At 55.7% G+C, this 19,423-nt stretch carries 15 protein-coding genes and 5 tRNA genes; all 20 read left to right on the top strand.

Annotated elements, in window-relative coordinates; translation table 11 throughout:
• The first annotated feature begins 20 nt into the window (after positions 1 to 20).
• The 20 genes from K8I84_RS15920 to rplC all read left to right on the top strand — a co-directional run bounded on the left by K8I84_RS15920 (position 21) and on the right by rplC (position 19,415).
• Positions 21 to 96 (top strand) — tRNA-Thr (locus tag K8I84_RS15920).
• A gap of 40 nt (positions 97 to 136) precedes the next feature.
• Positions 137 to 221 (top strand) — tRNA-Tyr (locus K8I84_RS15915).
• Between the two features lie 10 nt (positions 222 to 231).
• Positions 232 to 306: transfer RNA gene (locus K8I84_RS15910), tRNA-Gly, on the top strand.
• A gap of 15 nt (positions 307 to 321) precedes the next feature.
• Positions 322 to 397 (top strand) — tRNA-Thr (locus K8I84_RS15905).
• A gap of 49 nt (positions 398 to 446) precedes the next feature.
• Complete coding sequence (gene tuf, locus K8I84_RS15900) at positions 447 to 1,643, top strand: elongation factor Tu (RefSeq protein WP_223795744.1); 1,197 nt, start codon at positions 447 to 449, stop codon at positions 1,641 to 1,643.
• Between the two features lie 40 nt (positions 1,644 to 1,683).
• Positions 1,684 to 1,759: transfer RNA gene (locus tag K8I84_RS15895), tRNA-Trp, on the top strand.
• 34 nt (positions 1,760 to 1,793) lie between these two features.
• The gene (gene secE, locus K8I84_RS15890; RefSeq protein WP_223795754.1) at positions 1,794 to 2,162 is read left to right on the top strand and encodes a preprotein translocase subunit SecE; all 369 of its coding nucleotides are present in this window, start codon (positions 1,794 to 1,796) and stop codon (positions 2,160 to 2,162) included.
• A gap of 12 nt (positions 2,163 to 2,174) precedes the next feature.
• Positions 2,175 to 2,708, top strand: coding sequence for a transcription termination/antitermination protein NusG (gene nusG / locus K8I84_RS15885; RefSeq protein ID WP_223795753.1), 534 nt, complete (start codon positions 2,175 to 2,177; stop codon positions 2,706 to 2,708).
• A 101-nt stretch (positions 2,709 to 2,809) separates the two neighbouring features.
• Positions 2,810 to 3,241, top strand: a complete 432-nt coding sequence (rplK, locus tag K8I84_RS15880) for a 50S ribosomal protein L11 (protein ID WP_223795752.1) — start codon at positions 2,810 to 2,812, stop codon at positions 3,239 to 3,241.
• A gap of 1 nt (position 3,242) precedes the next feature.
• Complete coding sequence (gene rplA, locus K8I84_RS15875) at positions 3,243 to 3,941, top strand: 50S ribosomal protein L1 (protein ID WP_223795751.1); 699 nt, start codon at positions 3,243 to 3,245, stop codon at positions 3,939 to 3,941.
• Positions 3,942 to 4,158: 217 nt separating this feature from the next.
• Entirely contained in the window at positions 4,159 to 4,689 is a 531-nt protein-coding gene (gene rplJ, locus K8I84_RS15870; RefSeq protein WP_223795750.1) for a 50S ribosomal protein L10, read from the top strand.
• A 39-nt stretch (positions 4,690 to 4,728) separates the two neighbouring features.
• Positions 4,729 to 5,106: a 50S ribosomal protein L7/L12 gene (gene rplL / locus K8I84_RS15865; RefSeq protein WP_223795749.1), complete on the top strand. Its 378-nt coding sequence runs from the start codon at positions 4,729 to 4,731 to the stop codon at positions 5,104 to 5,106.
• Positions 5,107 to 5,349: 243 nt separating this feature from the next.
• Complete coding sequence (gene rpoB / locus K8I84_RS15860) at positions 5,350 to 9,429, top strand: DNA-directed RNA polymerase subunit beta (protein ID WP_223795748.1); 4,080 nt, start codon at positions 5,350 to 5,352, stop codon at positions 9,427 to 9,429.
• A gap of 76 nt (positions 9,430 to 9,505) precedes the next feature.
• Positions 9,506 to 13,720, top strand: a complete 4,215-nt coding sequence (rpoC, locus tag K8I84_RS15855) for a DNA-directed RNA polymerase subunit beta' (protein WP_223795747.1) — start codon at positions 9,506 to 9,508, stop codon at positions 13,718 to 13,720.
• Positions 13,721 to 13,888: 168 nt separating this feature from the next.
• On the top strand, positions 13,889 to 14,263 hold the full coding sequence (gene rpsL / locus K8I84_RS15850; protein WP_008174844.1) for a 30S ribosomal protein S12: 375 nt from the start codon (positions 13,889 to 13,891) through the stop codon (positions 14,261 to 14,263).
• A gap of 115 nt (positions 14,264 to 14,378) precedes the next feature.
• A complete protein-coding gene (gene rpsG, locus K8I84_RS15845) occupies positions 14,379 to 14,849 on the top strand; it encodes a 30S ribosomal protein S7 (protein ID WP_223795746.1) in 471 nt (156 codons plus the stop codon).
• Positions 14,850 to 14,867: 18 nt separating this feature from the next.
• Positions 14,868 to 16,970 (top strand): elongation factor G, encoded by a 2,103-nt coding sequence (fusA, locus tag K8I84_RS15840; RefSeq protein WP_223795745.1) that lies wholly within the window; start codon positions 14,868 to 14,870, stop codon positions 16,968 to 16,970.
• A gap of 34 nt (positions 16,971 to 17,004) precedes the next feature.
• Complete coding sequence (gene tuf, locus K8I84_RS15835) at positions 17,005 to 18,201, top strand: elongation factor Tu (RefSeq protein ID WP_223795744.1); 1,197 nt, start codon at positions 17,005 to 17,007, stop codon at positions 18,199 to 18,201.
• A gap of 187 nt (positions 18,202 to 18,388) precedes the next feature.
• Complete coding sequence (gene rpsJ / locus K8I84_RS15830; RefSeq protein WP_004580743.1) at positions 18,389 to 18,700, top strand: 30S ribosomal protein S10; 312 nt, start codon at positions 18,389 to 18,391, stop codon at positions 18,698 to 18,700.
• A 76-nt stretch (positions 18,701 to 18,776) separates the two neighbouring features.
• Positions 18,777 to 19,415 (top strand): 50S ribosomal protein L3, encoded by a 639-nt coding sequence (gene rplC / locus K8I84_RS15825; RefSeq protein ID WP_223795743.1) that lies wholly within the window; start codon positions 18,777 to 18,779, stop codon positions 19,413 to 19,415.
• The last annotated feature ends 8 nt before the right edge of the window (positions 19,416 to 19,423 follow it).

Below are 19,423 nucleotides of genomic sequence, written 5' to 3'. Positions count from 1 at the left end.
CGCTGACGAGGCGAATGTGAGCTGGCGTAGCTCAGTTGGTAGAGCAGCTGACTTGTAATCAGCAGGTCGGGGGTTCGATTCCGTCCGCCAGCTCCACTTTTAGTTTTTGACAGGTTTGCGAGAGTAAATCTGGCTCGGAGGGGTTCCCGAGTGGCCAAAGGGATCAGACTGTAAATCTGACGGCATCGCCTTCGCAGGTTCGAATCCTGCCCCCTCCACCACTTATTGCTCGCGGGCATCGTATAGTGGCTATTACCTCAGCCTTCCAAGCTGATGACGCGGGTTCGATTCCCGCTGCCCGCTCCAATTTGGTTTTGTAATGCTCATGTAGCTCAGTCGGTAGAGCACACCCTTGGTAAGGGTGAGGTCGGCGGTTCAAATCCGCCCATGAGCTCCACTTTCAATCCGGTCAACGTTACGGTCCTGTTGATTAGGGAGTTGGTCAAATGTCCAAAGAAAAGTTCGAACGCAGTAAGCCTCATGTAAACGTGGGCACCATCGGTCACGTTGACCATGGTAAAACCACTCTGACTGCCGCTCTGACTCGTGTGTGTCACGAAGTATGGGGTACAGGTACTGCCAGTGCGTTTGACCAGATCGATAACGCTCCGGAAGAGAAAGCGCGTGGTATCACCATCGCTACTTCTCACGTTGAGTACGATTCTCCGACTCGTCACTACGCGCACGTAGACTGCCCGGGCCACGCTGACTATGTGAAGAACATGATCACTGGTGCGGCGCAGATGGACGGCGCGATCCTGGTTTGCTCCGCAGCTGACGGCCCCATGCCGCAGACTCGTGAGCACATCCTGCTGTCCCGTCAGGTTGGCGTTCCTTTCATCGTTGTGTTCCTGAACAAGGCCGACATGGTTGACGATGAAGAGCTGCTTGAGCTGGTAGAGATGGAAGTTCGTGACCTGCTGAGCCAGTACGACTTCCCGGGTGACGACACTCCGATCATCACCGGTTCTGCCCTGATGGCTCTGGAAGGTAAGGATGACAACGAAATGGGTACTACCGCTGTTAAGAAGCTGGTAGAAGCCCTGGACGACTACATCCCTGAGCCGGAGCGTGCCATTGACCAGCCGTTCCTGATGCCGATCGAGGACGTATTCTCTATCTCTGGCCGTGGTACTGTTGTTACCGGTCGTGTAGAGCGTGGCATCATCAAGGTTGGCGACGAAGTTGAAATTGTTGGTATCCGTGAGACCACCAAGACCACCTGTACCGGTGTTGAAATGTTCCGTAAGCTGCTCGACGAAGGTCGTGCCGGTGAGAACGTTGGTGTTCTGCTGCGTGGTACCAAGCGTGACGACGTTGAGCGTGGCCAGGTTCTGGCGGTGCCGGGTTCCATCACTCCGCACACCAAGTTCGAGTGCGAAGTGTACGTGCTGAGCAAAGAAGAAGGTGGTCGTCATACCCCGTTCTTCAAGGGCTACCGTCCTCAGTTCTACTTCCGTACCACCGACGTAACCGGTTCTTGCGAACTGCCGGAAGGCGTAGAAATGGTTATGCCGGGTGACAACGTGAAGATGAGTGTTACCCTGATCGCTCCGATCGCCATGGAAGATGGTCTGCGCTTCGCAATCCGCGAAGGTGGCCGTACCGTTGGTGCCGGCGTGGTATCCAAGATTATCGAGTGATTGCTCGGTAAGTAGTAGTTGCACTGAGTTGTTTCGGTGCAGGCCAGTAGCTCAATTGGCAGAGCAGCGGTCTCCAAAACCGCAGGTTGGGGGTTCGATTCCCTCCTGGCCTGCCATTTTTAAAACATTTGGATACAAAAGCTGATTCCTATGGAGTCAAAAGCCGTACAGTCAACCAGTCGTTTCGATCTCCTGAAGTGGCTGGTTGTTTTCGCATTGATTGTCGTCGGTGTCGTCGGTAATCAGTATTTTAGTGCCGAGTCATTGTTGTATCGGGTTCTGGCTCTCGTGGGTCTCGCTCTTGTGGCGGCCTTCGTTGCGCTCCAGACTGATCGTGGGCGTCGGTTCGCGACCTTGTTGAAAGAGGCGCGTGTCGAGATTCGGAAAGTCGTTTGGCCCACCAGGCCTGAGCTGGTGCAGACCACCATTATTGTTGTGGTGTTTGTGCTGGTTGTGGCGTTGATTCTGTGGGGAATGGATTCGCTGATCAGTTGGTTGGTCGCCGGATTTATCGGTTAATGGGAGTGTGCAATGGCTAAGCGCTGGTACGTGGTTCATGCGTATTCTGGCTTCGAAAAGCATGTGATGCGCACTCTTAAAGAGCGTGTGGCTCTGAATGGCATGGAAGATATGTTCGGCGAAATCCTCGTGCCTACCGAGGAAGTGGTCGAAATGCGCGATGGTAAGAAGCGGAAGAGTGAGCGCAAATTCTATCCGGGGTACGTACTCGTCCAGATGGAAATGGATGATGCATCGTGGCATCTTGTAAAAGATACGCCAAAGGTTCTTGGTTTCATCGGTGGGACCAAAGATAAGCCGGCTCCTATCACCGAGCGTGAGGCTGATGCGATCCTGCGCCGAGTAGAGAGTGGTGCGGAAAAGCCGAAGCCCAAGACCCTGTTTGAGCCGGGAGAGATTGTTCGCGTTATTGAAGGTCCGTTTGCTGATTTCAATGGCGTGGTAGAGGAAGTGGATTACGACAAGAGTCGTTTGAAGGTGGCTGTTCTGATCTTTGGTCGTTCAACTCCGGTCGAGCTGGAGTTTGGGCAGGTCGAAAAAGACTGATCGGTTGCTTTACATCTGAAAGCTCGCGCGCCCAGGCGACGCGGGCTTTTTGTGTCTGAAGAGGGGAGCCGAAAGGCGTTTGAACCCATAGGAGAACTATCATGGCAAAGAAGATCGAAGCGTACATCAAGCTTCAGGTTGCTGCCGGTAAGGCCAACCCAAGCCCCCCTGTTGGTCCCGCGCTGGGTCAGCACGGCGTTAATATCATGGAATTCTGCAAGGCGTTCAACGCCAAGACTCAGGAAATGGAGCCTGGTCTGCCGATTCCGACTGTTATCACTGTTTACAGCGATCGCAGCTTCACGTTCATCACCAAGACACCGCCTGCCGCGGTTCTGCTGAAGAAGGCTGCTGGTATCAAGAGTGGTTCCGGTCGTCCGAATACCGAGAAAGTCGGTACCGTGACCCGTGCGCAGCTCGAAGAGATTGCCAAGACCAAAGAGCCTGACCTGACTGCAGCCGACATGGATGCAGCGGTTCGTACCATCGCCGGAACAGCCCGTAGCATGGGCCTGAACGTGGAGGGCCTGTAAGATGGCAAAGCTGAGTAAGCGTCAGAAGCTGATTCGTGAAAAAGTGGAAGCCGGCCGTTCATACTCTATTGACGAGGCCGTTGCTCTGCTGGTTGAGCTGGGCGAAGGCGTCAAGTTCAAGGAGTCTATCGACGTTGCTGTCAACCTGGGTGTTGACGCGCGTAAATCCGACCAGGTTGTTCGTAGCAGTACTGTTCTGCCTCACGGCACCGGCAAGTCTGTTCGCGTAGCCGTCTTTACTCAGGGTGCAAACGCTGAGAAAGCAACCGCTGCAGGCGCCGATGTTGTCGGTATGGACGATCTGGCGGAAGAAGTTAAGAAAGGCAACATGGATTTCGACGTTGTTATCGCAACGCCGGACGCCATGCGTGTCGTTGGTCAGCTGGGTCAGATCTTGGGCCCGCGTGGCCTGATGCCAAACCCGAAGGTTGGTACCGTAACTCCGGACGTTGAGACTGCGGTCAAAAACGCCAAGGCGGGTCAGGTGCGCTACCGCACCGATAAGAACGGCATCATCCACGCTCCGCTGGGCAACGTGGAATTCTCTGCTCAGACCATCAAGGAGAACCTTGAAGCTCTGGTTGCAGACCTGAAAAAGGCCAAGCCTGCGTCGGCGAAAGGTGTGTATCTGAAGAAGATCACCCTGTCCTCGACCATGGGTCCTGGCCTGGCTATCGATCAGGGAACCCTGGCACTTTAAGGTCCGGATCGGTAGTTGCTTTGTAGTCTAGGCGGAAGCCAAGGCTGTCAAAGACCGCAGGCCCCCGCGGCCTTCCGGATGCCGGAAGGCCACAAGGGTTAAAGCAACGCCTGCGCAGACGGTGTGAAGACGTTCTCTGAACCCAAACACCGTTAGGCGCCCGAAAGGGCATTGATGGGTTTGCCGGTAAGAACCGGCGAAATCGAGGAGATTACCAGTGGCAATTAGACTCGAAGACAAGAAGGCGATCGTCGCTGAAGTCAACGAGACTGCTGGTGCTGCTCTGTCTGTGGTTTTGGCTGACTACCGCGGTGTCACTTCTGGTGACATGACTGCGCTTCGTGCCAAGGCTCGTGCTGAGAAGGTGCATCTGAAGGTTGTTCGTAACAACCTGGCAAAGATCGCCATCAAAGGTACCGAGTTCGAGTGCATTGACGAAGCTCTGGTAGGCCCAACCATTCTGGCCTTCTCTATGGAAGATCCGGGTGCCGCTGCGCGCCTGCTGAAGGATTTTGCCAAAGAGAATGAGGCGTTTGAGATCAAAGGTCTGGCTGTCGGCGGTGAGCTGATGGGCGCAGAGCAGATTGATCGCCTTGCCAAGCTGCCGACGCTCCACGAAGCGTTGACCAAGCTGGCAGTCGTAACCAAGGCACCAGTTACCAAGCTCGTACGCAGCCTGAACGACGTTCCTGGACGGATTACGCGGGTAGTAGCCGCAGTCCGTGACCAGAAGCGCGAAGCTGCTTGATTCTGTTGAACACTATTTTTCTATTTTTTGGAGAAAGTCATGGCTCTGTCTAAAGACGATATTTTGAATGCAATTGCTGAAATGAGCGTAATGGAAGTTGTTGAGCTCGTTGAAGCTATGGAAGAGAAGTTCGGCGTTTCCGCTGAAGCTGCCGTTGCTGCTGCTCCGGCTGCCGCTGGTGGCGACGCGGCTGCTGCTGAAGAGCAGACCGAGTTCGACGTAGTTCTGACTGGCCCGGGCGAGAAGAAAGTAAACGTCATCAAGGCCGTTCGTGAGCTGACTGGTCTGGGTCTGAAGGAAGCTAAGGAAATGGTTGACGGTGCTCCGTCTACTGTTAAGGAAGGCGCTTCCAAGGACGACGCTGAAGAAGCCAAGAAGAAGCTTGAGGAAGCAGGCGCTTCTGTTGAGCTCAAGTAAGAGTCGGTTTTTGATCGACACCGTGCTTTAAGCATGGACAGGCTGGTGGCTTTACGCCACCGGCCTTTTTCTGTTGTATGTGCTATAGACTCTGGTCTGCTATGGCAGACAGGCGCCAGAGCTATAACAGCGACAGCCAGGGTCTTGTTCAAGACGGCGCTATATGCCGAGCAATTCGGCCCCGAAGCAGAACATTGGTTGCTTCTTGATACCAGGTATCAGGTCTAAAGCTGGGGAATGCAGATGACTTACTCCTACACTGAGAAAAAGCGGATTCGCAAAGACTTTAGCAAATTGCCTTCCGTGATGGACGTCCCCTATTTGCTGTCTATTCAGCTGGATTCGTTCCGGGACTTCCTCCAAATGGAAGCCGCTCCTGAAGACCGCCGGGAAACCGGTCTTCACGCAGCATTTAAATCCGTATTCCCAATTGTCAGTTACTCTGGCAATGCCGCGCTCGAGTACGTTAGCTATCGTATTGGCGAGCCGGTTTTTGACGTCAAGGAATGCCAGCTTAGGGGCGTAACCTACGCAGCGCCGCTGCGGGTGAAAGTCCGCCTTATCATTTACGATAAGGAGTCGTCCAACAAGGCGATCAAGGACATCAAGGAGCAAGAAGTCTACATGGGCGAAATGCCCCTGATGACCGAGAACGGTACCTTCGTTATCAATGGTACTGAGCGTGTAATCGTTTCCCAGCTCCACCGTTCACCAGGTGTGTTCTTCGATCACGACAAGGGCAAGACTCACTCCTCCGGCAAACTGCTGTACTCCGCGCGGGTGATTCCTTACCGTGGCTCCTGGCTCGACTTCGAGTTCGATCCGAAGGACTCTGTGTTCGTTCGTATCGACCGTCGTCGTAAGCTGCCCGCCACCATCCTTCTGCGTGGTCTGGGGTTCACCTCCGAGCAGATGCTGGAGATGTTCTTCGATACCAGTAAGTTCACGCTGGGTGCCGAAACCTGCAAGCTTGAGCTGGTTCCGAGCCGTCTGCGTGGCGACATTGCGACCTTTGATATCAAGGATAAGGACGGCAATGTCATTGCAGAGGAGGGTCGCCGGATCACCGCGCGCCACATTCGCCAGCTTGAAAAGGCCGGCATTAATGAGTTGGACGTGCCTACCGAGTACCTCCATGGACGTGTTCTGGCCAAAGACATGGTCGACAGCAAGTCCGGAGAGGTGCTGGCCGAATGTAACTCCGAGCTGACAGCCGAGCTGATCGAGAAGCTGCTGGACGCCGGTATTACGGAAATCGAAACCCTGTACACGAACGACCTCGACTGTGGTCCGTTCATGTCCGATACCCTGCGTATCGATCCGACCCGCACGCCGCTGGAAGCGCTGGTCGAGATCTACCGTATGATGCGCCCGGGAGAGCCGCCCACCAAAGAGTCGGCGGAAAACCTGTTTACCAACCTGTTCTTCTCCGACGAGCGTTACGATCTGTCCGGCGTTGGCCGTATGAAGCTCAATCGTCGTCTGGGTCGTGAAGACAGCACTGGTCCGGGTACCCTGACCAACGAAGACATCATTGATGTTCTCAAGACTCTGATCAACATCCGTAACGGTCAGGGCAGTGTGGACGATATTGATAACCTGGGTAACCGTCGTGTTCGCTGTGTGGGTGAGATGGCGGAGAACCAGTTCCGTGTCGGTCTGGTCCGTGTTGAGCGGGCAGTTCGTGAGCGTCTGAGTCTTGCTGAGAGCGAAGGCCTGATGCCGCAAGACCTGATCAACGCCAAGCCGGTAGCTGCGGCTGTGAAGGAGTTCTTCGGTTCCAGTCAGTTGTCCCAGTTTATGGATCAGAACAACCCGCTGTCGGAAGTGACTCACAAGCGTCGTATTTCGGCACTTGGGCCGGGCGGTCTGACCCGGGAGCGAGCCGGCTTCGAGGTTCGTGACGTACACCCGACTCATTACGGACGTGTGTGTCCGATCGAGACTCCGGAAGGTCCGAACATCGGTCTGATCAACTCACTGGCGACCTATGCCCGCTCCAACTCCTACGGTTTCCTTGAGAGTCCGTACCGGAAAGTGGTAGATGGCGTGGTGACCGACGAGGTGGTTTACCTGTCGGCCATTGAAGAGAGCAACTACGTTATCGCTCAGGCAAGTGCGGCGATGGACGAGGAATCCCGCCGTCTGACAGACGAGCTGGTTACCGTGCGTCATCAGAACGAATTCACCGTAATGCCGCCGGAGAGCGTGAACTTCATGGACGTATCGCCGCGCCAGGTTGTGTCGGTTGCGGCGTCTCTGATTCCGTTCCTTGAGCACGACGATGCGAACCGGGCTCTGATGGGTGCGAACATGCAGCGTCAGGCCGTTCCGACCCTGCGCTCCCAGGTGCCTCTGGTCGGTACCGGTGTTGAGCGTACTGTGGCTCAGGACTCCGGCGTCTGCGTGACTGCCCGTCGTGGTGGTGTGATTGAAAGCGTTGATGCGGCCCGTATTGTAGTTCGCGTCAACAACGACGAAACCGAAGCCGGTGATGCAGGTGTGGATATCTACAACCTCACCAAATACACCCGCTCCAACCAGAATACCTGTATCAACCAGCGTTCCATCGTTCGTCAGGGCGATGCCGTAGCGCGTGGTGACGTTCTGGCTGACGGCCCGTCTGTGGATCTGGGTGAGCTGGCGCTGGGCCAGAACATGCGCATCGCGTTCATGCCCTGGAACGGATACAACTTCGAGGACTCGATCCTGATCTCCGAGAAGGTGGTTCAGGAGGATCGTCTGACGACTATCCATATCCAGGAACTGACCTGTGTCGCTCGTGATACCAAACTCGGTAGCGAAGAGATCACGGCAGACATCCCGAACGTGGGTGAAAGTGCGCTGGCCAAGCTGGACGAGTCCGGCATTGTCTACATCGGTGCCGAAGTTGGCCCGGGCGACATTCTGGTCGGTAAGGTAACACCGAAGGGTGAGACTCAGCTGACTCCGGAGGAGAAGCTGCTGCGTGCGATCTTCGGTGAAAAGGCGTCTGATGTAAAAGACACCTCTGCCCGTGTCCCGACTGGTACTCGGGGAACCGTTATCGATGTTCAGGTCTTTACCCGTGACGGTATCGAGAAGGATCAGCGTGCTCAGTCCATTGAGAAAGAGCAGCTGGATCAGTACCGCAAGGATCTGAAAGACGAATACCGGATCGTTGAGGGTGCTACCTACGAGCGTTTGATGAATGCTCTGAACGGTCAGGAAGTCATCAGTGGACCCGGCCTGAAGAAGGGCGCCAAGCTGGACGAGGCTTATCTGGCTGAGCTGCCGCGTCCGGACTGGTTCAAGCTCCGGATGAAGGACGAAAGCCTGAATGAGCTGCTGGAGAAGTCCGAGCAGTCTCTGGACGATCGCAAGAAAGAACACGAAGCCCGTTTCGACGACAAGAAAGGCAAGCTGCAGCAGGGCGACGACCTGGCTCCGGGCGTGCTGAAAATTGTCAAAGTGTACCTGGCCATCAAGCGTCGCATTCAGCCTGGCGACAAAATGGCCGGTCGTCACGGGAACAAGGGTGTTATCTCTGCGGTCATGCCTATTGAGGATATGCCGTACGATGAGCACGGAACCACCGTGGATATCGTGCTGAACCCTCTGGGTGTTCCGTCGCGGATGAACGTTGGCCAGGTTCTTGAAACGCACCTGGGTGCGGCTGCCAAAGGTCTGGGTGAGCGCATCAGCCAGATGCTGGATGAGCAGCGCAAGATTGCCGAGCTGCGCAAACTGCTGGATGAGATCTACAACCATTCGGACGAAGTGTTCAAGGTGGATCTGGACTCCCTGAGCGACAAGGAAATCCTGGAGCTGTGTGGAAATCTGCGTTCCGGCGTACCGATGGCGACTCCGGTCTTCGATGGCGCGAAGGAAGCGGAAGTGAAGCGGATGCTCGAGCTTGCCGGCCTGAGCACCACTGGCCAGACTGTGTTGTACGATGGTCGTACAGGTGATGCATTCGATCGACCGGTGACGGTTGGCTACATGTATATCCTGAAGCTGAACCACCTGATCGACGACAAAATGCACGCCCGTTCTACCGGTTCGTACAGCCTGGTTACCCAGCAGCCGCTGGGTGGTAAGGCCCAGTTCGGTGGACAGCGTTTCGGTGAGATGGAAGTGTGGGCCCTTGAGGCCTACGGTGCGGCGTATACGCTGCAGGAAATGCTTACCGTCAAGTCTGATGACGTGAATGGTCGGACCAAGATGTACAAGAACATTGTTGATGGGGATCATCGTATGGAGCCGGGCATGCCCGAATCCTTCAACGTTCTTGTCAAGGAAATCCGCTCGCTGGGTATCGACATCGAGCTGGAATCCGAGTAAGCCGAATTGTTTTTGGCAGCGTGAGCGGGTACCCCGTGTACCCGCCCGAATTTAACGCCATCCGGAGCTTTTACTGATGAAAGATTTGCTGAATCTTCTCAAGAGCCAGAACCAAAGCAAGGAATTCGATGCCATTCGCATCGGCCTGGCATCCCCTGACATGATTCGCTCATGGTCTTACGGTGAGGTTAAAAAGCCTGAGACCATTAACTACCGTACGTTCAAGCCTGAGCGTGACGGTCTTTTCTGTGCCAAGATCTTCGGCCCGATCAAGGACTACGAGTGTCTGTGCGGCAAATACAAGCGCCTGAAGCACCGTGGTGTTATCTGTGAGAAGTGTGGCGTTGAAGTCGCTCTGGCCAATGTTCGTCGTGACCGTATGGGGCACATCGAACTGGCTAGCCCGGTCGCCCACATCTGGTTCCTGAAGTCCCTGCCATCCCGTATTGGCTTGATGCTGGACATGACTCTGCGTGACATCGAGCGGGTTCTGTATTTTGAGTCCTTCATCGTCATCGAGCCTGGCATGACCACGCTTGAAAAGGGCCAGCTGCTGAACGACGAGCAGTACTACGAAGCCCTGGAAGAGTTTGGTGACGAATTCGATGCCCGCATGGGTGCGGAAGCCGTCAAGGAATTGCTGGAAGGTATCGATCTGCAGGCCGAGGTTGACGCGCTGCGGGAAGAGATTCCGCAGACCAATTCCGAAACCAAGATCAAGAAGTTCAGCAAGCGCCTGAAGATTCTTGAAGCGTTCCTGCACTCCGGCAACCGCCCGGGTGACATGATCATGACCGTTCTGCCGGTTCTGCCGCCGGATCTCCGTCCGCTGGTACCGCTGGATGGTGGTCGCTTTGCCACCTCTGACCTGAACGATTTGTACCGTCGTGTGATCAACCGGAACAACCGTCTCAAACGCCTGCTCGAGCTCAACGCGCCGGACATCATTGTCCGTAACGAAAAGCGGATGCTGCAGGAAGCAGTTGACGCGCTGCTGGATAACGGCCGCCGTGGGCGTGCCATCACCGGCACCAACAAGCGCCCGCTGAAGTCCCTGGCCGACATGATCAAAGGTAAGCAGGGTCGTTTCCGTCAGAACCTGCTGGGTAAGCGGGTAGACTACTCGGGCCGTTCGGTCATCGTGGTAGGTCCATACCTGCGCCTGCACCAGTGTGGTCTTCCCAAGAAGATGGCGCTGGAGCTGTTCAAGCCGTTTATTTTCTCCAAGCTGGAGCATCGCGGCCTGGCGACGACAATCAAAGCCGCCAAGAAGATGGTTGAGCGCGAAGAAGGCGTGGTCTGGGATATCCTGGACGAAGTCATTCGTGAGCACCCGATCATGCTGAACCGTGCGCCGACCCTGCACCGTCTGGGTATCCAGGCGTTCGAGCCGGTTCTGATCGAAGGCAAGGCGATTCAGCTGCACCCGCTGGTGTGTGCCGCCTATAACGCGGACTTCGACGGTGACCAGATGGCGGTACACGTACCGCTGACTCTGGAGGCGCAGCTCGAAGCCCGTGCCCTGATGATGTCTACCAACAACGTTCTGTCTCCGGCAAACGGAGAGCCGATCATCGTTCCGTCCCAGGACGTGGTACTTGGTCTGTACTACATGACCCGTGAGCGCGAAAGTGCGCTGGGTGAGGGCATGGTGTTCTCTGATGTGAAGGAAGTTCACCGCGCGTACGGCGCCGGAATGGTGGACCTTCAGGCCAAGGTCAAGGTTCGGGTTAAGGAAGTGAGCGTCGCGGAAGACGGTTCCCGCGAGGAAACCTTCAAGGTCGTTGAGACCACCGTTGGCCGTTCGCTGCTGTTTGATATCGTGCCGGATGGCCTGTCGTTCGATCTGGTCAACAAGCCGATGGTCAAGAAGGCCATTTCCGGTCTGATCAATACCTGCTATCGCGATGCGGGCCTGAAAGACACCGTTATCTTTGCTGACCAGCTCATGTACATGGGTTACCACTACGCGACCGTGTCCGGTATCTCGATCTGTTTCAACGACTTCGAGATCCCGCCCGAGAAGTACGAGATGGTCGACGCGGCTACCGATGAAGTTAAGGACATCGAAAACCAGTACGCATCCGGTCTCCTGACCCAGGGTGAGAAGTACAATAAGGTCATCGATATCTGGTCCCGCGCCAACGACAAAGTCTCCAAGGCTATGATGGAGCGTTTGTCGAAAGAGCAGGTTATCGGGCCTGATGGCCTGCCTGTGAAGGGCGAAGACGGCGAAGACCTGATGCAGGAGTCGTTCAACTCCGTCTACATGATGGCCGACTCCGGGGCGCGGGGTTCTGCGGCCCAGATCCGTCAGTTGGCGGGTATGCGTGGTCTGATGGCCAAGCCGGATGGCTCGATCATTGAGACGCCGATCACTGCGAACTTCCGTGAAGGTCTGAACGTACTCCAGTACTTCATCTCGACCCACGGTGCTCGTAAGGGTCTGGCAGATACCGCTCTGAAGACTGCGAACTCCGGTTACCTGACCCGTCGTCTGGTCGATGTATCCCAGGATCTGGTGGTCACCGAAGAAGACTGTGGCACGGCCGAAGGCCTGCTGATGACGCCGCACATCGAGGGTGGCGACGTTGTTGTGCCGCTGGGCGATCGTGTGCTGGGTCGTGTTACCGCTCGCGATGCGTTTACCCCGACCGACAAGGACAACGCGGTTGTTCCGTCCGGCACCCTGCTGGATGAGAAGACCGTCGAGACGCTCGAGCGGGCCGGTGTAGACGAGGTCTGGGTGCGCTCTGCGATCACCTGTGAAACCCGCCACGGTATCTGCTCCAAGTGTTACGGCCGTGATCTGGCCCGTGGACACCAGGTTAACGTTGGTGAGGCCGTTGGTGTTATCGCGGCTCAGTCCATCGGTGAGCCGGGTACCCAGCTGACCATGCGTACCTTCCACATCGGTGGTGCGGCGAGCCGGGCCTCCGCGGTGGATAACATTCAGGTCAAGCATGGCGGTACTGTTCGCCTGCATAACCTGAAGTCTATTGAGAAGACCGATGGCAGCCTGGTGGTTGTATCCCGTTCCTCAGCGCTGGCCATTGCCGATGAACAGGGTCGTGAGCGTGAGTGGTATAAGCTGCCCTACGGTGCCGTGCTGTCTGTTAAGAACGGCGATGCGGTTGAGGCCGGTGTGGTTGTGGCTAAGTGGGATCCGCATACCCACCCGATTATTGCCGAAGCCCAGGGTACAGCCAAGTTTGTCAACATGGAGCAGGGCATCAGCGTCCGCACCCAGACTGACGAGCTGACAGGCCTGTCTACCATGGAAGTGATCGACCCGAAGGATCGCCCTGCTGCTGGTAAGGACGTTCGTCCGGGTATCCAGCTGCTGGATGAGTCCGGTAATGAGGTCGAGCTTCCGGGTGGCGCAACGGCTATGTACTTCCTGCCAGCCAACGCCCTGGTCACCATGGCCAATGGCGCCAAGGTTGAGCTGGGTGACGTGGTTGCGCGGATTCCGCAGGAAAGCTCGAAGACACGGGATATAACCGGTGGTCTGCCGCGGGTTGCGGATCTGTTCGAGGCGCGTCGTCCGAAAGAGTCTGCGATCCTGGCAGAAATCAGCGGCACCGTGTCCTTCGGCAAGGAAACCAAGGGCAAGAAGCGTCTGGTGATTACGCCGAAAGATGCAGACGCTTACGAGGTTCTGATTCCGAAGCATCGTCAGCTTAACGTGTTCGAGGGCGAAACTGTTGAGCGGGGCGAGGTGATTTCTGATGGCCCGTCTAACCCGCACGACATTCTGCGTCTTCTGGGTGTGGTCGAGCTGGCCAAGTACATCACTAACGAAATCCAGGACGTGTACCGTCTGCAGGGTGTTGTCATCAACGACAAGCACATCGAAGTTATCGTTCGCCAGATGCTGCGCAAGGTTGAAGTGACCGACCCGGGCGATACGACTCTGCTTTCCGGCGACCAGGTGGAAATCAACCAGGTGCTCGAAGAGAACGAGAAGGCCGATGCTGCTGACAAAGAGCCGGCGCGCTTCGAGCGTCTGCTGCTGGGTATCACCAAGGCTTCTCTGGCGACCGAGTCGTTCATTTCTGCTGCGTCGTTCCAGGAAACCACGCGGGTCCTCACCGAAGGTGCGGTTACCGGCAAGCGTGATTACCTGCGCGGCCTGAAAGAGAACGTGGTTGTTGGTCGTCTGATTCCGGCCGGCACTGGTCTGGCGTACCACAGCGAGCGCCGTCGCAAGCGCGAACTGGGTGAGCAGGGTGTGACCGCGGCGGATGTCGAAGAGGCGCTCAGCGCAGAGCTCAACCGCGAAAGCTGAGTTGGGCTGGCGAGCCACCTCCGGATAGATACCTATTCCGAAGGTGGTTAAAAAGAGATCAGTCATCTTGACTGACATGGGCCGCAGGCTTAAACTTGCGGCCCTCAAATTTTACCCCCTGTACCCAGGGGGTAAGTTTCATTGGAATGGTTTTTGGAGTTTGCTTACATGGCAACGATTAATCAGTTGGTGCGTAAGCCTCGTAAGCGCAAGGTAGCCAAGAGCGACGTTCCCGCTCTCCAGGCCTGTCCTCAGCGCCGTGGTGTGTGCACTCGTGTGTACACCACAACGCCGAAGAAGCCGAACTCAGCACTGCGTAAAGTGTGCCGTGTTCGTCTGACTAACGGCTACGAGGTTTCCTCATACATCGGTGGTGAAGGTCATAACCTTCAGGAGCACAGCGTAGTGCTTATCCGTGGCGGTCGTGTAAAGGACCTCCCGGGTGTGCGTTACCACACTGTTCGCGGAACACTGGACACCCAGGGTGTGCAGAACCGTAAGCAGGGTCGCTCCAAGTACGGTGCAAAACGACCCAAGTCCTGATGTCCCTAATGGGTGTCTTTTATCGTTGCTTGTTAGAACGGTAAGAGTAAGGCTGAGTAGCAATTGGCTATCTCAGGGGTTCCTGAAGACCTTTTAAATAGATAAGGGCTTATCGATGCCTAGAAGAAGAGTTGCAGCTAAACGGGAAATTATCCCGGATCCTAAATTCGGCAGTGCACGCCTTGCCAAGTTCATCAACCACGTGATGGAAAGCGGCAAGAAGTCTGTTGCAGAGCGCATTGTTTACGGCGCGCTCGATATCGTCGCCGAAAAATCCAAGGAAGAGCCGATCGACATGTTCGAGAAGGCCCTGGAGAACATCCAGCCGATGGTTGAGGTTAAATCCCGTCGTGTTGGTGGTGCTACCTACCAGGTGCCTGTAGAAGTTCGGCCTTCCCGTCAGAACGCGCTGGCCATGCGCTGGCTCGTTGAATTCTCACGGAAGCGTGGTGAGAAGTCCATGGCTCAGCGTCTGGCCGGAGAAATCCTGGACGCCGTTGAGAGCAAGGGCGCCGCTGTGAAGAAGCGCGAAGACGTTCACCGCATGGCAGAAGCCAACAAGGCTTTCTCCCACTTCCGTTTCTAATAAGCCGAGGTTTATACAGTGGCACGCAAAACTCCAATCAAGCGATACAGAAACATCGGTATTTGTGCGCACGTTGATGCGGGCAAAACCACGACCACCGAGCGGGTTCTGTTCTATACCGGTCTGTCTCACAAGATCGGTGAGGTTCATGATGGCGCCGCCACCATGGACTGGATGGAACAGGAGCAGGAGCGTGGTATCACCATTACCTCTGCTGCGACCACCTGTTTCTGGCAGGGTATGGACAAGCAATATCCTGAGCACCGTATCAACATCATCGATACTCCGGGGCACGTAGACTTCACCATCGAAGTAGAGCGTTCCCTGCGTGTACTCGACGGTGCGGTGGTTGTTTTCTGTGGTTCTTCTGGTGTTGAGCCGCAGTCTGAAACTGTTTGGCGTCAGGCTAACAAGTATGAAGTTCCCCGCATGGTGTTCGTCAACAAGATGGACCGTGCTGGTGCTAACTTCCTGCGTGTTGTGGATCAGATCAAGAACCGTCTGGGTGCGACTCCTGTGCCCATTCAGCTGCCGATCGGTGCCGAGGAAGACTTCCAGGGCGTGGTAGACCTCATTCGTATGAAGGCTATCTACTGGAATGAAGCTGATTCCGGAATGACCTACGAAGAGAGGGACATTCCTGCTGAGCTGCTCGAAGAGTGTGAAATGTACCGTGAGCAGATGGTTGAGGCTGCTGCCGAAGCCAACGAAGAGTTCATGGACAAGTACCTGGAAGGCGGCGAGCTGACCAATGACGAGATCAAGGCTGGTCTGCGTCAGCGCACCCTGGCTAACGAGATCGTGCTGGCTACCTGTGGTTCTGCGTTCAAGAACAAGGGTGTTCAGGCGGTTCTGGATGCGGTTATCGAGTTCCTGCCGGCTCCGGACGAAGTTAAGGCCATCCGCGGTGAAGTTGACGACGAAGGTACCGAGGAAACTCGTCCGGTCGACGACAACGCCCCGTTCGCGGCGCTGGCGTTCAAGATCGCCACTGACCCGTTTGTTGGTACTCTGACGTTCTTCCGTGTGTACTCGGGAACCCTGGAAAGCGGCAATGCGGTCTACAACTCTGTGAAGGGTAAGAAAGAGCGTGTTGGTCGTATGGTGCAGATGCACTCGAAGGACCGTCAGGAAATCAAAGAAGTACTGGCTGGTGACATCGCTGCGGCTATCGGTCTGAAGAGCGTGACGACTGGTGACACCCTGTGTGATGAGAACAACAAAATCGTTCTCGAGCGCATGGAGTTCCCGGAGCCGGTTATCTCTGTAGCAGTTGAGCCGAAGTCCAAGGCTGATCAGGAAAAGATGGGTGTTGCCCTGGGTAAGCTGGCTCAGGAAGATCCGTCGTTCCGCGTTCGCACGGACGAAGAGTCTGGCCAGACCATCATTTCCGGTATGGGTGAGCTTCACCTGGACATCATTGTTGATCGTATGCGTCGCGAGTTCAAGGTTGAGGCCAACATTGGTAAGCCGCAGGTGGCCTACCGTGAGTGCATCCGGAAGCCGGTTGATGTCGAAGGCAAGTTCGTGCGCCAGTCTGGCGGTCGTGGTCAGTACGGTCACGTCAAGGTCAAGCTGGAGCCGCTGCCTCTGGACGACGATACCGAAAACTTCATTTTCGTGAACGAGATCGTCGGTGGTGTGGTTCCGAAGGAATACATCCCGGCGGTTCAGCAGGGCATCGAAGAGCAGATGCAAAACGGCTGTCTGGCCGGTTACCCGCTGCTGGGTATCAAGGCCACTCTGTATGATGGCTCCTACCACGATGTGGACTCCAACGAAATGGCGTTCAAGATCGCGGGTTCCATGGCCATGAAGAAGGGCGCGCTTGAGGCGAACCCGGCGCTGCTTGAGCCGATCATGAAGGTTGAAGTTGTCACTCCTGAAGACTACATGGGTGACGTCGTCGGTGACCTGAACCGTCGTCGTGGTCTGGTTCAGGGTATGGATGAAAATCCCTCCGGCAAGCTGGTTCGAGCTGAAGTTCCGCTGGCGGAGATGTTCGGTTATGCCACCGACCTGCGTTCTGCGACTCAGGGTCGGGCGTCATACTCCATGGAGTTCTCCGGTTACTCGGAAGCGCCGTCGAACATTGCCGAAGCAATCATGAAACAGGGTTGATTCCCGGACTTAAGAAACAGGAAGAGGTGTAACCGTGTCTAAAGAAAAATTTGAACGTAGTAAGCCCCACGTAAACGTGGGCACCATCGGTCACGTTGACCATGGTAAAACCACTCTGACTGCCGCTCTGACTCGTGTGTGTCACGAAGTATGGGGTACAGGTACTGCCAGTGCGTTTGACCAGATCGATAACGCTCCGGAAGAGAAAGCGCGTGGTATCACCATCGCTACTTCTCACGTTGAGTACGATTCTCCGACTCGTCACTACGCGCACGTAGACTGCCCGGGCCACGCTGACTATGTGAAGAACATGATCACTGGTGCGGCGCAGATGGACGGCGCGATCCTGGTTTGCTCCGCAGCTGACGGCCCCATGCCGCAGACTCGTGAGCACATCCTGCTGTCCCGTCAGGTTGGCGTTCCTTTCATCGTTGTGTTCCTGAACAAGGCCGACATGGTTGACGATGAAGAGCTGCTTGAGCTGGTAGAGATGGAAGTTCGTGACCTGCTGAGCCAGTACGACTTCCCGGGTGACGACACTCCGATCATCACCGGTTCTGCCCTGATGGCTCTGGAAGGTAAGGATGACAACGAAATGGGTACTACCGCTGTTAAGAAGCTGGTAGAAGCCCTGGACGACTACATCCCTGAGCCGGAGCGTGCCATTGACCAGCCGTTCCTGATGCCGATCGAGGACGTATTCTCTATCTCTGGCCGTGGTACTGTTGTTACCGGTCGTGTAGAGCGTGGCATCATCAAGGTTGGCGACGAAGTTGAAATTGTTGGTATCCGTGAGACCACCAAGACCACCTGTACCGGTGTTGAAATGTTCCGTAAGCTGCTCGACGAAGGTCGTGCCGGTGAGAACGTTGGTGTTCTGCTGCGTGGTACCAAGCGTGACGACGTTGAGCGTGGCCAGGTTCTGGCGGTGCCGGGTTCCATCACTCCGCACACCAAGTTCGAGTGCGAAGTGTACGTACTGAGCAAAGAAGAAGGTGGTCGTCATACCCCGTTCTTCAAGGGCTACCGTCCTCAGTTCTACTTCCGTACCACCGACGTAACCGGTTCTTGCGAACTGCCGGAAGGCGTAGAAATGGTTATGCCGGGTGACAACGTGAAGATGAGTGTTACCCTGATCGCTCCGATCGCCATGGAAGATGGTCTGCGCTTCGCAATCCGCGAAGGTGGCCGTACCGTTGGTGCCGGCGTGGTATCCAAGATCATCGAGTAATATTCTCGGGTGATCCTGAGAAAGGGGCTGATTTATCAGCCCCTTTTTCTATTTAAGTCGCAAAGTCCTTGCCCGCTCCCGTCGGTGGCTATAGCTGTTGACAGGGTTGGGTATTATGCATACAATGCGGCTCCTTTTTTTGAAGGTCGGCTAACTAGTAGCTGCTACGAGTGGAGTTTGGTGCATCATGCAAAGCCAAAAAATTCGAATTCGGTTGAAGGCGTTTGATTATCGTCTTATCGACCAGTCCACGCAGGAGATTGTCGATACCGCCAAGCGGACCGGCGCTCAGGTGCGTGGCCCTATCCCTCTGCCGACGCGGAAGGAAAAGTACACCGTTCTGATCTCTCCGCACGTCAATAAAGACGCGCGTGATCAGTATGAAATTCGTACTCACAAGCGTCTGCTCGACATTGTTGAGCCGACGGAAAAGACAGTAGATGCTCTGATGAAACTGGACCTGGCAGCAGGTGTAGACGTTCAGATCAGCCTCGGCTAATACCGCCCGGTATTAGTCTGTGTAACTGTCCTAAGGCCATAGAGGGTGAGAGCCCCGTACACTTAAGAGGTGAAACATGGCAATTGGTATTGTCGGTCGCAAGGCCGGTATGACCCGTATTTTTACGGATGAAGGGCACGCAGTGCCTGTAACGGTAATCGAGGTTGAGCCCAACCGGATTACTCAGTTGAAAACCCTTGAAAGCGATGGCTACCGCGCCGTTCAGGTGACCGTAGGTGCTCGTCGTGCTTCTCGTGTAACCAAGAGTGCAGCAGGTCACTTTGCCAAAGCCGGCGTAGAAGCTGGTCGTGGCGTGTGGGAATTCCGCCTGGCTGACGGTGAAGGTGAAGAGCTGGCGCTGGGTGGCGAAATTAATGCCTCCATCTTCGAAGATGGTCAGGTTGTCGATGCGATCGGTCAGTCCAAGGGTAAGGGCTTCCAGGGCGGTGTTAAGCGCTGGAACTTCTCCACGCAAGACGCTACTCACGGTAACTCCCTGTCCCATCGTGCGCCTGGTTCTATCGGTCAGAACCAGACTCCGGGTCGGGTATTTAAGGGCAAGAAGATGGCGGGGCAGATGGGTAATGCGCGTGTCACCGTGCAGAACCTGAAAGTTGTCCGTGTCGACGCCGAGCGCAACCTGCTGCTGGTAAGTGGTGCCGTACCTGGCGCAACTGGCGGCGATGTTGTCATCAAGCCTGCAGTTAAAGCCTGAGGAGCGGT

It is taken from the genome of Marinobacter sp. F4216 (assembly GCF_019931195.1).
Lineage (GTDB): Bacteria > Pseudomonadota > Gammaproteobacteria > Pseudomonadales > Oleiphilaceae > Marinobacter > Marinobacter suaedae.
The sequence above is the reverse complement of the archived record's forward strand: the minus strand, read 5'-3'. Positions and strand labels throughout refer to the sequence as shown.